Source organism: Trinickia sp. (assembly GCF_035492435.1).
Lineage (GTDB): Bacteria > Pseudomonadota > Gammaproteobacteria > Burkholderiales > Burkholderiaceae > Trinickia.
The window spans coordinates 1-13597 of record NZ_DATJJF010000177.1 but is presented as its reverse complement, the minus strand read 5'-3'; the positions used below and the strand labels follow the sequence as shown (position 1 = coordinate 13597).

Here is a 13597-nt window from a genome sequence, read left to right as displayed (position 1 = left end):
TGCGATGCTGCCGATCTTTGCCCTGCGCTTTATCGCAATGCAGGCGGCTGAACATTTCGCGTTTGTGGGCGCTGCGGCGGTGCGTACGCAATTGCGCGCGCAGTTATTGCGAAAAATGCAATCGCTCGGCCCCGCGTGGCTGCAGCGCGAATCGAGTGGCGCATTATCGAGTCATCTGGTTGCGGGTATCGAAGCGCTCGAAGGCTACTACGCGCGTTGGTTGCCGAACCGCGCATTGACCGCGCTGTTGCCGTTTGCGATTCTCATCGTTGTTTTTCCTGTCGATTGGGTTTCGGGTCTCGTACTGGTGCTGACTGCACCGCTCATTCCCGTCTTCATGATCCTGCTCGGCAAGGACGCCGTTGAGGCCAATCAGCGGCAATGGCGCCGGCTTGCTCGGCTCAGCGCGCGGTTTCTCGATACGCTCTCCGGCCTTACGACGCTCAAGCTCTTCAATGCGAGCCGCCGTGAAGCCGAGATCGTCGCGCGCGTCTCGGACGCCTACCGGCAAAGCACAATGCAGGTGCTGCGCATCGCCTTTCTGTCGTCGGTGGCGCTCGAGTTCCTTTCCACGATCAGCATTGCCGTGGTTGCCGTGCTGATCGGCTTCAATCTGTTGTACGGCAAGATGCATTTTCAGCCGGCATTTTTCGTGTTGCTGCTTGCGCCGGAATTCTATTTGCCGCTGCGCACGCTCGGCACGCATTACCACGCGCGTATGGAAGCCATTGGCGCGGCCGAGCGCATCGTCGATATTCTCTCCATCTCGGAGCAAGCGCACGCTCGCGGCGGCGAGCCACTTGCGAAGGCGTCCGGCTATGGCATTCGATTCGAGGGTGTTTCGTTTGCCTACGGTGAAGGCCGGCCGGCCCTCGAAGCACTGAGCTTTGCGGCCGAGCCGGGGCGCATCACGGCACTGGTTGGCTCAAGCGGTGCCGGCAAGAGTACTGCGCTGAGTTTGTTGCTCGGTTTCGTGCGCCACGATGCAGGCGAAGTGTGGGTCAACGATCAACGGCTCGCTGCGATCGACGAAAAGAGTTGGCTCGCGAGTGTCGCGTGGGTTCCGCAGCGTGCGCACGTCTTCGTCGGCACGGTCCTGGATAATCTGTTGATCGCACGGCCCGATGCGACGATGTCGATGGTGCGCGAGGCGGCTCGGCTCGCAGGAGCCGATGCATTTGTGATGGCGCTCGAGCACGGCTACGACACACCGTTAGGCGAGCGCGGCGCCGGCCTCTCCGGCGGTCAGATTCAGCGACTCGCGCTCGCGCGCGCTTTTCTCAAGGACGCACCCGTCGTGCTTCTCGATGAACCCACCGCGCACCTGGATGCCCAGAACCAGGAGGAGATTCATCGCACGCTGCGTCGTCTCGCGCACGGCCGCACCGTGCTGCTCGTCGCCCATCGGCCGGCAACGGCGCGGCTTGCGGATAGCATCGTCGTGCTCGATCAGGGACGCGTTGCCGATGCAGGCTCACATGAAACGCTCTGCGCGCGTAGCGAACTGTATGGGCGTTTGATTGGCGCTCACAGCGCCGATGCATCCGATTTCTCGTTTCCTTCCACGTGAATCATATGGACTCGTCACGCGGTTTTCCCGATTCGCCCCAGACGACGGCGAGCCAAGCGCGCGCCGATCTCATTCGCCTCTTCATGCTGTTCCGCCCTTATTGGCGCTGGATGGCGCTGGGCGCAGGTGTTTCGCTTGTGACCTTGCTTGCGAACGTCGCCTTGATGGCCATCGCGGGCTGGTTCATCGCGTCGATGGCGTTGGCCGGCATCGCGCAGACGGTATTCGATTACTTCACGCCGTCCGCGGCGATTCGAGCGTGCGCCATCTTGCGTACGGCGGGCCGTTATGTCGAGCGGCTTGTGACGCACGAGGCCACGCTGCGCCTGCTCGCGCAACTGCGCGTCTGGTTCTATACAGGCATCGAACCGCTTGCGCCGGCGCGGTTGTCGGCCTTGCGTGGGGCGGATCTGCTCGGTCGCATTCAAGCCGATATCGATAGCCTCAATCACGTGTATCTGCGGGTGTTCGTGCCGGTTGCCGTCGCAGCGGTGGGCTCGCTTGTCATTCTCGCGGCGGCAGCCGTATTCAGCGCGTCGGCCGCGCTCGTCTTGTTGGTTTTTCTGCTGCTTGCCGGCGTAGCGTTGCCTGCGTTCCTGCTTCGGCGTGCCGACGCGCCCTCGCGCGCCGGCGTTGCGTTGCGCGCGCAAATGCGCGAGACAATCGTCGATAGCCTGCACGGGCTTGGCGAGTTGCGCGTCTATGGTGCTCAGGAGTCCTACGCAAATCGCGTCGATCAACTCTCGGATCGCCTTGTGGCGGTGCAATCGACAGTGAGTCGGCTCAACGGCTTTTCGCAAGGCGCGCTCATGGTGTCGGCATCGCTGGCCATGTGGTGCACACTCTGGGTGACAATTCCTCGGATCAGTGATGGCACGTTGCCGCGTGCGGACCTCGCGATGCTCGCACTGCTTGCGCTGGCGAGTTTCGAAGCGGTGCTGCCGTTGCCGCTTGCCATGCAGATGCTCGGTGAGAGCCTCGCCGCCGCACGGCGTATCTTTGCGCTCGTGGACGCGCAGCCGGCCGTGGCAGATCCGCACCGAAGCGTCCGTTTGCCGTCTCATGGCGATGTCTCGTTGCGTGACGTATGCATGCGCTATCGTGATGAGGGGCCGTTGGCGCTCGACCATGTTTCGCTCGATTTGCCGGCCGGGGGGCGTATCGCCCTTGTGGGGGAGAGCGGGGCGGGTAAGAGCAGCATCGTTAGTGTGTTGCTGCGGTTTTGGGACTATCAAGCGGGCAGCATTCAACTTGGCGGCGTCGAGTTACGTGACTTGGCGGGCGAGGACGTGCGAGCACGCATCGCAGTAGTGGCCCAAGACACCTATCTTTTCAATGCGACGATTCGCGAGAACCTGTTGCTCGCACGTCCCGATGCGGATCAGGCGATGCTCGAGTCGGCTTGCAGAAATGCTCAGCTGCACGATTTCATCGCGAGCCTGCCGCAAGGCTACGACACCGAGCTAGGCGAGGCAGGCGTAGGGCTTTCGGGTGGCCAGGCGCGGCGGCTGGCCATTGCTCGCGCGCTTTTGCTCGATGCGCCAGTCCTCATTCTCGACGAGCCGACTGAAGGCCTCGATACGGTCACCGAGCAGGCCTTGCTGCAAGCGGTGATGCGGCTCATGGAAGGCCGCAGTGTACTGATTGTCACGCACCGGCTGTCCGCGTTGACCGATCTCGTCGATGAGGTACTCGTGATGCAAGGCGGCCGCATTGTTCAACGCGCACGGACGCCCGCGCTGCCCACGGCCGGCGGTGGCGCCTCCGGCGAACCGCAGCAAACAAGCACGACTTGATCGTTCACTCGTCGAGGCCCGACGCTTGATTACCAATCCATTGGACTGAGCGGCAAGGCCGCGCGGCGGCGGGCAAGAGTCAGTCCAGTCGATCTGCTACAGCGGTCGATCGGGCACAGGCGGCCCCTTTATGGGGGCGCAAGCCATACGAGGTCACGTAATAGTGGCGGAGCGCCCACTTTGGCGAGCGGACCGGCTGGCGCACAATAATCATCGGGACTCCTAAGTATCTGCGCAGCGAGTGCCGACACAGCACGCTCTTTGGTGCCACGCCCAGTGAGATTTCGGCGGAGTAGGAATAAGTTGACGCAATAATCCGCCATTACGCAGACATTTCCTGGATTTTCCTGACTACAAGCGGGACTGCGGCGACGGTGAACGAGTGCAAAATACGGGAACAACCCTGCGCTTTCATAGGAATGATGAACGTCAACGCGCTCACCGCGGTATGCCGTCCGCTGGACCGCTTGTGCAGCATAGTGCTGCAGCTTTTTGCGATTGTTGCGACCTCGCTGCCGATCGCGGCGCAGCGGCGTCGCGATTATTGTGCCGGCGCCGCGCCGGCCGACAAAATCCTGCCGGCTATAGCAGGTAGTCGTAGCGTCTGCTTCGCGCAAGCCGAACGCCACCTCGATGCGGGGTGCAAGCTGTGACAGCGATCGCCGAAACGGCGGAGGTCGTGCAAACTGCGCCGGCATCCGTGCTCATCGTCGATGACGCGCCCGCCAATTTGAGCGGGGTGGTCGAGAGTCTCGTCGCGCGCGGGCTTCGTGTTTTCCTCGCCTTGGATGGCACCGAGGCCGTCCAGCGCGCGCGCCGTGCTCAGCCGGAACTCATTCTCCTGAACGTCAATATGCCGGGAATGGACGGGTTCGAGATTTGCCGCCAACTGAAGGCGGACGCACGCACGCGCGATATTCCCGTCATCTTCATGACCGTGGCCGATGACATCGAGCGTATCAGCGAGGGCTTTGAGTTTGGTGGCGTGGATTACGTGACGAAGCCCGTGCGCATCGATGAAGTGATGGCGCGCATCAAAGTCCATCTGGCCATCCGTGCACTGCACTGGACGCTCATCGAAAAGAACCGGAGGCTCGAGAACGAGGTGACCGAGCGCAAGCGCATCGAGCAGCAGCTACTCGAGTCGCGCGAGCAGTTGAGGCAACTGGGCGGACATTTGGAGGCGGCGCGTGAAGAGGAAAGAAGGCGTATCGCGCTCGAGATCCACGACGAGCTCGGCCAATTGCTGACCGCCCTCAAAATGAACGTGTCGCTGCTGATGATGCGGCTGACGAGTTCGTCAGATCTTCTTAAGAAAGTGACCGAGATGCGCGAACTCGTTGAGAGGACCATTTTGATGGTGCGCAACGTGACGAATCACCTGCGGCCCGCCGCGCTCAACTTTGGTCTCGTTTCCGCACTCGAATGGTTGGCGGAAGATTTCGGCAAGCGAACAGGTATTGCTTGCAAGGTTTTGATGAATGCTTCTGAGCCTGTGTTGTCGGACGCGCACGCCACTGCGGTCTTTCGCGTCGTGCAAGAATCGCTCACCAATGTTGCGCGCCACGCCTATGCGACGCGTGTGCACGTCAGCATGACGAAAAGCGATGCTGGATTCGATCTGCATGTGAGCGACAATGGTTGCGGCTTCGATCCTGCCGGCGCCGGCAAGCGCGATTCATATGGCTTGCTCAGCATGAGCGAGCGCGCCCGGCTGATCGGCGCGTCGTTACAGATCGACAGCGCGCCGGGGACGGGCACCGTCATTTCGATCAGCGTACCCCTCAACAGCGCCCATTGCGGAAAGAAAGATGATCCGAATTTTGATCGCCGATGATCATGCCGTTGTTCGCAGCGGATTGAAGCAGATCGTGGCGACGGCGCCGGACACCGTCGTCGTGGACGAAGCGGTGAGCGGAGCCGATGTGCTCGCGAAGTTGCGCACCAACGAGGTTGACCTGCTGACACTCGACATGACGATGCCGGGCATTTCCGGTGTCGACTTGATTCGCCGTGTGCACGCCGAATTCCCGGGCATGCCGATTTTGATTCTCAGCATTCACAACGAGGCGCAGGTCGTCTCCCGCGCGTTGCGTGCCGGCGCCGCAGGTTACGTGACGAAGGACAGCGATCCGGAAATTCTGCTCGCGGCCGTTCATAAGCTGGCAGCGGGCGGCCGGTTCATCGATCCCAAGCTCGTCGATGCCATCGTATTCGAGCGTCATTCGGGCGATATGCCACCCCATGAGATTCTCTCCGATCGCGAATTCGAGGTGCTGCGGCTGCTGGCGGCGGGTCGGAGCATCAACGATATCGCCGATGCTTTTGCGCTGAGCGCCAAGACGATCAGTACGCATAAGCGGCGGCTGATGCAAAAGTTAGGACTCAGTAATAATGCCGAACTGATCCGATATTCGATCCGTCACGGGCTTGTCGCCGAGTAGTCGCGCGCAGATTTACGCTGACCGGCAACACGTGGCCGCTTCTAATGAACCTTGCCGAAGGTGGCCGTCGCGCCTTCGCCGGGAGTCAGTCCGACACGAAAGTAGCCCTCCAGCCGCTCGGCGGTCGCATTGTCGAGCTCGTAATCCGGCTCGATGTGCCCATCGCTCAACGCGAAGTGATACCAGGCGGTGAGCCACTGGCGCAGTGCGGTCTCTTCGGGTTTGATGCCCCATACAGCGTGATCGACTGAGGATGTGTTCATGTCGGCTCTCCCGTTTGTCAAGGGCTGATCGTGTGGCGCGTTTGCGGCGACCAGCGGCGACGGCTTTGCGGTGTCGGCCCGTCGCTCGAGGTTTTATCCTACGCGCACCCCCCCGGATTCTTCGATAGGAAGACGCGGATTGTAGAGTAGGGATGCGTTGCCTCTCATGTAGGGATTTCCTGCCGGTGTATCGCGATCCTGCGTCGAGTTTTGCGCGCCCCCATTTGCGCGCCAATCCGCGTGAGTTCTCCCAGGAGGGGACGACGCCGGGATGAGCAAGCTCTTGAAGCTTTTACTGAAATAGGTCCAAGGGTATGGAGAAGGGTAGGCAGTGCACTGTCACTGATATTGGACGATAGGTCAACAAGGCGAAATGTCCACTACGCGCTCAGACGATGAGTGATATCGCAGCCGATGAACCAAGAGGTCGACAATCGGTTTTGCCCAGCGCTTTGTTTTTCCCTCCGTTCCCGTCCTATTTCAATTGAGTTGGTTCATGCAAAAAGCATCTCGATGCGATCGTGCATCGATGCGGCGCAGCATGTTTACGTCGCCTTGCTGCAAGCACTTCAACGCGTAGAGACGGTGCCTCTTCTTTGGTCGTTTCCGCACTGCAACGGTTGATCTCGGAATGCATTTCGCCCAGTGGACGCTTGTTCTAGCCCTGTATCTGCCTACATGAGAGCTCCGTAGTGAAGGCGGATAGATGCTGCGCGATGACCGGTGGGGAACGTCTTAGGTGAGTACCGTGATGACACTGGCCAGGTCAGAGGTTACTAAGCATGAAAACGCGGCTGGAGACGCCTGCATTGCACAGGCAACTGATGGAATACGACGAACGGTTGGGGTATCGGTTCGCACCCAGCCTCAGGGTCAGAATCCCTCACGAAGGTGGAGGATATCTCGTCAAAACGAATCGCGACGGCTTCCGTAGTGATCACGCTTTCACCCTGAAGAGAAACCGCGGACAACGCCTGCTTTTATTCGGCGATTCCTACACGGCTGGCGATGGCGTAAGCAACGGAAAACGATATTCGGACATCCTTGAGCAGTGCCTGGAAGATACGGAAATATTGAACTTCGGCTTGAGCGGCAGTGGGACCGATCAACAGTATCTGGTCTATCGTCAATATGCCGATATGCTTGAGTACGATGCTGTTGTCATTGGCGTTCTGGTCGAGAACATTCGACGCAATACCGTTGTCTATCGCGAGTGGTCCGGCCGCTCGGGCGGATCGATCTGCGTCCCCAAGCCTTGGTTCGAATTGTCGTCCAACGGCGAATTGACCTTGAACGGCGTGCCCGTTCGCCCTCCCTACGAGATGCCGCAAGATCTCAATGCGCGCTCCGCCAAAGAAGCCGTGATGCGCAGTGCGCGGCGCATGATCAACAGCCTGGGCCCGAATTTCAAGGATTGGTTCCAGCGCGTCACACGATTTCAGCCGCTGCCGGAGTACAACTCGGCGGACGACTACGGCTGGCGATTGATGCGGGCGATTCTCACCAAGTGGGTTGCCGAAATCCGGGTGCCGCTTGTGATCGCAGTGATTCCCGTTTATCAGTATGTCGAGGAAACCGCAGCCTACAAGAACGTTCGAGCGCGCTTCGATGAACTTGCCCGCGCAAGCGGCGCGCTCGTTTATCACGTCGTGGACGATATGTTGCCGTATCCGCGTGAGGTGAGGCGTTCATTTCGCTTTCGGGGGGACTGCCATTTCACTCCGCTGGGTCACAAGGTGGTTGGGGAGGCCATGGCAAAGATCGTTGCTCCGCTGATGAGCAACGATGCGGCGAGAAGTCGCCGTATGCAGTCTGTCGCCTCGAGCGACACGCAACCGGGAGGCGGGGAAGGCCTGTCGGGGATGAACTATCCCATTCAGCCTCAGGCGTGAGTCCGCTATGAATGCTCTCGAGATGGCCGGTGCAGGAAACGCCGAATGGGCAATTGTCGATACGCTTTACTTCGATGCCGCTGTACATAGTTTCGTTATGGCCGACATCGAAATCGACGGATCGCGCATTGGGGCAATCCTTCCCCCGGCAACTTCAAAGCGCAAAATCAGGCTACGCGGCGAGAGGAGCATCTGTCTGCCTGGTTTCATCGATCCCGATGTAGGCCCGATCGACGCAGGCTGGGGCGCGCTTTGTCGAAATCTCGTCCTGAGCGGCATCACTACCGCGGGTACGTTTTGCGCAACGCATGTCGACTTGGAGCGCGTTGGCAGCACGGAAGGCATACGTCGTTTTTGCTACGTAGAGTGGGGAGAGCAAGACCCATGCGGTGGAATGTCCGATACCGGACAGGCTGCATGCGAAGGTTTTGAGCGTGCTGCGCGTACCGTGAACTCGGGCCGCTGCGAACTCTTTCCCGCGATTGTTCCGGGCAAGACGTGGTCGGCGGCGACGCTGCTTGCTGCAGCGAAAGCAGCCGATCGGCTGCGCAGGCGCCTTTGCATCAAGCTTTGTGCGAACGAAGCCGACGCGCAGGCATATAGGGAAACGCGCTTCTGTACCGAGCTGGGGTTGCTCGCTTACTTGTCGTTATTGGCGAATACGACGATCTTCAATCTTTCGCAGATTTCACGCTCCGATACCCATTTGCTCGACGATTCGAGAGCGAACTTGATCTGCGCTCCAGGCGCGGTGAGCGAATGGTTGATGGGGCGGGCTTATGCGCCGTTGTCGGTCTGCGGTGGCGAAATCGGATTTTCGAGTTACGCAAACATTTTCGGGGACGCGGATCGGTTTGCCTCATTGCTCTCGTTTTCGATGGCGCTAATCAAGAAGTCGTGCGAGGTCGACGCAGGCAATCTCGTTGCCGATGCGCTGACACGATCGGCCGCCATGGCACTGGGGATCGAAGATCTCGGGATGATCGCGGCGAATATGAAAGCCGACCTTTGCATTTTCGATCGCCCCTGCGAAGTAAGCGAAAAAAGCAACAGTCTGGATTTGCTCAATCTCGTAGCGAGCCAAAAACCACGACATGTTTTGGTGGATGGCACACCCGTGGTGATCGAGGGGGCTTGCGTGCACGAAATGGTCGAAAGTTGACTCGTGGGCCGTACGTTGCATTGGAAGCAATGACGGCATGGGTGAGGATCGGCGTGCTTATGGGCGCCTAGGTAGGGGAAAAAAGATGACACGATACGTGCTTGGCGTTTCAGCGTTCTACCACGATTCGGCAGCGGCAATCTTGAAGGACGGCGAGATCGTTGCAGCCGCGCAAGAGGAACGGTTCAGCAGAAAGAAGCACGACCCCAGGTTTCCACGCGGGGCGATCAACTACTGCCTCGAAGAGGCCGGCATCGATGGCGGCGACCTTTCGGCAATCGCCTTCTACGATGACCCTGCGCTCACGGCCGATCGCATCATTCGATCGGCAATCGCGTGCGCGCCCGAATCCGCCGCCATGTTTGTGCAGGCGGTGAAGTCGTTTTTCGCGGTCAAACCGTATTTCAGAGAGCAGATCAGCGAAATGCTGAACTGTGACGTACCGATCTACTTTTGCCGGCATCACTATTCCCACGCTGCATCCGCCTTTTACCCGTCGCCTTTCGAGGAAGCGGCGATTCTGTGCGTCGACGGTGTCGGCGAGTGGGCTACGACAAGTCTCGCATTGGGGCACGGACGTGACATCGAGATGTTGCAAGAGATCCGTTACCCCCATTCGCTCGGGCTTCTGTACAGCGCATTTACCTACTTTTGCGGATTCAAGGTCAACAGCGGCGAATATAAGCTGATGGGCCTCGCGCCTTACGGTCGGCCCATTTATGCCGATCGGATCAAGTCTCACTTGATCGACGTCAGGCCCGACGGCTCATTTCGCCTCCATCTCGATTGTTTTGATTACCACCAGGGCGGCGCGTTGATCAACGCGAAATTTTGCCAACTGTTCGACGGCCCCCCGCGCCAGCCCGAGTCGCGTATCACCCGCAGAGAGATGGATTTGGCCGCCTCGATCCAGGCGGTGACCGAGGAGGTGATGCTGAAGCTGTCCCGTCATTTGCGCGCGTTGACGGGGGCGTCGAATCTATGCCTTGCAGGTGGCGTGGCGCTGAACTGTGTGGCGAACGGAAAGATATTGCGCGAGCAAATCTTTGACCATCTCTGGATACAGCCGGCGGCGGGCGATGCGGGGGGGGCGATCGGGGCGGCGTATCTTGCCGACTATCAAATGCTCGGCGGCGCGCGGCCGAATCGCTCGGCCAATGCCGATGCTCAGAGGGGCAGTCTTCTCGGCCCGCAGTACAGCGAGGACGAGGTGCTCTCGTTTCTGCGCAGATCGAACGCGGTCTATCACCGTCTTGAGGACGAAGCGGCAGGGGCCAATGAGATTGCCCAACTGCTCTCAGACGAAAAGATTGTGGCGATGTTTTCCGGCCGGATGGAATTTGGGCCGAGAGCACTGGGTGCACGTTCGATTCTGGGCGACGCGCGCAGTCCTTCGACGCAATCCCGAATGAACCTCAAAATCAAGTTTCGAGAGTCGTTCAGGCCATTCGCGCCGATCGTGCTCGGCAATCGCGCTTCAGCGTACTTCGAACTCGATGCAGACAGCCCTTATATGCTGATCGTTGCACCCGTGCGCGAGGTTCATCGCCGCGAGCCAGAGGCAGCAGCGGATCAGGAAGACATGCTTCAGATCGTCAACGCGGTGCGCAGCACGGTGCCCGCGATTACGCACGTCGACTACAGCGCTCGCATCCAAACCGTCGAAGAGGAGGTGAATCCGAGGGTACATGCGGTGTTGAAAGCGTTTGAATCGCTGACGGGCTGCCCTTTACTCGTCAACACCTCATTCAACGTTCGTGGAGAGCCGATCGTCTGTACGCCGGAGGATGCTTACCGTTGTTTCATGAGAACGGAGATCGACGCACTCGTCTTGGGCGATTACATCTTGTACCGCGACGAGCAGCCAGTGGTAGAGGCCGATGAATCTTGGAAAAAGGAGTACGAACTTGACTGACGCCGAATTGAAAAAATTCTTCCTGTCGCAGCTCGCGCGGGCGAAGCCGCAAGTGAGCGCATTCATTCCGACGGCCCCGGATGCGTCGGTCGCATCTTACTTTGTGGATGTGATTGCGCCTGAAGCGATTGTGCGCGAGCAGGACATGATCGCTTCGCTCGTCGATATCTGGCGTAACGAGGGGCTCGACAAACTAGTTGCGCTCGAGCCCCAACTTCGCAAGATGGCAAGGGCGTTGCGCGCACCGAAGGCGCAGAGCGAGTCGGTATCGGGCTTCATCTATCCGATGTACTGACGAGCAAAAACGCCCGCGATGAATCCTCGACGTGTGCGCACGTATTTGCGTCGCACGCGTCGTGAGGATTCGATCGATGTATATCGACGCTCAGGGAATCAACCAAAGCGCGGCGGCGTAAATGATGAGCGAAACGACAAAGGTCACTGCCGTGTAGCCCATTACGCGCTGAATCTTGATGCCTGCAATGGCGACCACCGGCACGGCCCAAAACGGCTGCAGCATGTTCGAAACATTTTCGGCCATGGCGACGGCCATTGCGGTATGCGGCAGCGATGCATGCAAGCTGAGCGCGGCGGGCAGCACGAACGGCCCTTGCACGGCCCAGTGACCGCCCGCGCTGGGAATGAGCAGCGTAATGATGAGCGAGCTCAGATAGCTCCAAAGCGGCAGCGAGGCAGGCGTCGCAATGGTGACGAACGTTTGCGCGATTGTCGAAGCTAGCCCTGTGCCGATCATGATGCCCATGATGCCGCCATAAATCGGATATTGCAGCAGCATGGAGCCCGTCTGGCGCGCGGCACGCCGGATCGCGTCTGCATAGGCAATCGGTGAGCGCTGTAGCGCGAGCCCCACGAGCAAGAAAATGAGGATCGTCGTGTTGATGTCGAGCTCGAAGCCTTTCTTGTACCACGTCGTTCCGAGGTAACCGCAACCCAGGGCGAGCAGCAGCAAGGTGCCGAGCACTGAGCGCTCAGCGCGCGCGGCGAACGAGGTGGCGGGTGCCTGGCGCGTATGCGCGTCTGCTTCGGCCGCGGGCGGCGGCTCATCGCTCGTGAACGAGACGACGTCTTCAGGCTTCGGATGCATGCGCACAAAAATGAACGCCATCACGACCACGACAAGCACTGTCGGCACGTACACGAACGGCGCAAATATCGTTTGGCTGAGGCTGACGACCTGGCCTGTCGCCTTTTCGACGAGATTAAGTGCATTGCCGTGCGAGGCTTGAGATAGCGCAATCGAGCTCGACAGGCCGCTATTGCAGACGGACCACGCCGAATAGCTACCCGCGACGAGCCAGGCGAAGTCGATCTTGACGCGGCGCGCGATTTCGCGCGCGAGCAACGCACCGACTACGAGACCGAGGCCCCAAGTGAGCCACGCCCAGAGCCCAACGACGGGAAAGACAAGCAACGCCGCTCGTCCTGGCGTGCGCACGGCCGACGCCAGCGCGCGCAGCGCGCGCTGCACGACGGGCGCATCGGCAATGGCATAGCCGGTGGCGAGAATGAGGATCATCTGCAGCGCGAAACCGAGAATCTTGAACGTCCCTTCGTACCAGGAGTCAAGGATCGTTTCGATGGAGTTCTTTGGCGCGAGCCCGAGGGCCAGCAGGATAACGACGAACGTCAGTCCTAGCGAAAGGACGAACGGGTCAGGCATCAGTCGTTCGAAGGCATAGACGAGGCCGGCGACGACGCCACGCCGTGGCGCGGCATCCGCTTTGAGAGAGTTTTGCTTCATGTCTCCGTTTTCCAGTTATTGCTTGTGCGCCCGCAGCAGCAAGCGGCGCATGGCTTATTGGGTCGCGGTATATGCAGTTTCCGCGTTTTCGTTTTGGATGCGGCGGGTGAAAAGCCGCGCTTGGCCGCCTCGCACGTCGCACAAACGACGATAGCCGCTCGACTAAATGCGTAAGTCGAGCGGGAGCCCCGTGGCCGAAACGATGCGTGTTCGTTAGTCGAACGACGATTCATTGTCCGGCGCTCAATTTAGGTGTTTGTCAGGCGCGGCGTCAATTAGGGGGAGGCAAATTCGGTTCGGTGATCGGACAATTTACGTCAGTCGATTTGCAAAGGCCGTGGCATGGGGGGCAAGCGAAGCGAGTTGTGGGGAGCGTGCGACATGGGACACCATTGCGCAACAGTCCTACGTCATATCTAGCGGCCATTGCCGCCCATACCCCTGCCGCGCGCTCGCACCAGTGAGTTCGTGCGCGCTCGAGCATTGGATGTGATCTTGGCGCTTTCGGGCGCGGTTGAAAGATAGATCGGGCCTAAGCAGCGATTGTGGGCATGGAGGGGCGCTAAGCGGCACAATGGCGCGTGGCTTCGGGTTCAAGCACCGGCCGCCCGGACTCGGCGCCGGCAATGGGTCGGGTCACTTCATGCTGACCTCGACCAACGTCTACACATCGCCACTGAAACTGGAACAGCAATGACAGCCTACTCGCCGAGCGCGCCGACGCGCGCTGAAGTCGATGCCCTTGCCGGCGCGACGATTCTCGAATTCGGCACCGATTGGTGCGGCTACTGTC

The 13597-nt window shown here is 59.8% G+C and carries 10 protein-coding genes and 1 pseudogene; 9 read left to right on the top strand and 2 right to left on the bottom strand.

What is annotated here, in order from left to right; all coding sequences use genetic code 11:
• From cydD to VL598_RS12945, 4 genes are all read left to right on the top strand, one after another.
• Positions 1-1570: thiol reductant ABC exporter subunit CydD (cydD, locus tag VL598_RS12960; protein ID WP_325327130.1), on the top strand; the 1570-nt coding region annotated here is incomplete at its 5' end.
• A 5-nt stretch (positions 1571-1575) separates the two neighbouring features.
• Positions 1576-3366: a thiol reductant ABC exporter subunit CydC gene (gene cydC / locus VL598_RS12955; protein ID WP_325327129.1), complete on the top strand. Its 1791-nt coding sequence runs from the start codon at positions 1576-1578 to the stop codon at positions 3364-3366.
• 640 nt (positions 3367-4006) lie between these two features.
• Complete coding sequence (locus tag VL598_RS12950) at positions 4007-5203, top strand: response regulator (protein WP_325327128.1); 1197 nt, start codon at positions 4007-4009, stop codon at positions 5201-5203.
• On the top strand, positions 5178-5810 hold the full coding sequence (locus VL598_RS12945; protein WP_325327127.1) for a response regulator transcription factor: 633 nt from the start codon (positions 5178-5180) through the stop codon (positions 5808-5810). The genes VL598_RS12950 and VL598_RS12945 overlap by 26 nt, the downstream gene beginning before the upstream one ends.
• A 41-nt stretch (positions 5811-5851) precedes the next feature.
• Here VL598_RS12945 and VL598_RS12940 read toward each other — a convergent pair whose 3' ends face one another.
• On the bottom strand, positions 5852-6073 hold the full coding sequence (locus tag VL598_RS12940; protein ID WP_325327126.1) for a hypothetical protein: 222 nt from the start codon (positions 6071-6073) through the stop codon (positions 5852-5854).
• A 782-nt stretch (positions 6074-6855) separates the two neighbouring features.
• Here VL598_RS12940 and VL598_RS12935 point away from each other — a divergent pair.
• The 4 genes from VL598_RS12935 to VL598_RS12920 all read left to right on the top strand — a co-directional run bounded on the left by VL598_RS12935 (position 6856) and on the right by VL598_RS12920 (position 11337).
• Positions 6856-7965 (top strand): SGNH/GDSL hydrolase family protein, encoded by a 1110-nt coding sequence (locus tag VL598_RS12935; protein WP_325327125.1) that lies wholly within the window; start codon positions 6856-6858, stop codon positions 7963-7965.
• A gap of 7 nt (positions 7966-7972) precedes the next feature.
• Positions 7973-9127 carry a hypothetical protein gene (locus VL598_RS12930; RefSeq protein ID WP_325327124.1) on the top strand — a complete coding sequence of 385 codons (1155 nt, stop codon included), beginning with the start codon at positions 7973-7975 and terminating at the stop codon, positions 9125-9127.
• 85 nt (positions 9128-9212) lie between these two features.
• On the top strand, positions 9213-11042 hold the full coding sequence (locus VL598_RS12925; protein WP_325327123.1) for a carbamoyltransferase: 1830 nt from the start codon (positions 9213-9215) through the stop codon (positions 11040-11042).
• Positions 11035-11337, top strand: coding sequence for a hypothetical protein (locus VL598_RS12920; protein WP_325327122.1), 303 nt, complete (start codon positions 11035-11037; stop codon positions 11335-11337). Before VL598_RS12925 ends, VL598_RS12920 begins: the two co-directional genes overlap by 8 nt.
• A 90-nt stretch (positions 11338-11427) precedes the next feature.
• Here the strand turns inward: VL598_RS12920 and VL598_RS12915 are convergent, their stop codons facing one another.
• Positions 11428-12804: a TIGR00366 family protein gene (locus tag VL598_RS12915; protein ID WP_325327121.1), complete on the bottom strand. Its 1377-nt coding sequence runs from the start codon at positions 12802-12804 to the stop codon at positions 11428-11430.
• A 693-nt stretch (positions 12805-13497) separates the two neighbouring features.
• Between VL598_RS12915 and VL598_RS12910 the strand changes: the two are divergent.
• Positions 13498-13597 (top strand): annotated as a pseudogene (locus VL598_RS12910) (thioredoxin); the annotation flags it as partial.

Coding starts and splice junctions, on each gene's coding strand:
- cydC (WP_325327129.1), top strand. CDS start 1,576: ATGGACTCGTCACGCGGTTTTCCCGATTCGCCCCAGACGACGGCGAGC.
- VL598_RS12945 (WP_325327127.1), top strand. CDS start 5,178: ATGATCCGAATTTTGATCGCCGATGATCATGCCGTTGTTCGCAGCGGA.
- VL598_RS12940 (WP_325327126.1), bottom strand. CDS start 6,073: ATGAACACATCCTCAGTCGATCACGCTGTATGGGGCATCAAACCCGAA.
- VL598_RS12935 (WP_325327125.1), top strand. CDS start 6,856: ATGAAAACGCGGCTGGAGACGCCTGCATTGCACAGGCAACTGATGGAA.
- VL598_RS12930 (WP_325327124.1), top strand. CDS start 7,973: ATGAATGCTCTCGAGATGGCCGGTGCAGGAAACGCCGAATGGGCAATT.
- VL598_RS12925 (WP_325327123.1), top strand. CDS start 9,213: ATGACACGATACGTGCTTGGCGTTTCAGCGTTCTACCACGATTCGGCA.
- VL598_RS12915 (WP_325327121.1), bottom strand. CDS start 12,804: ATGAAGCAAAACTCTCTCAAAGCGGATGCCGCGCCACGGCGTGGCGTC.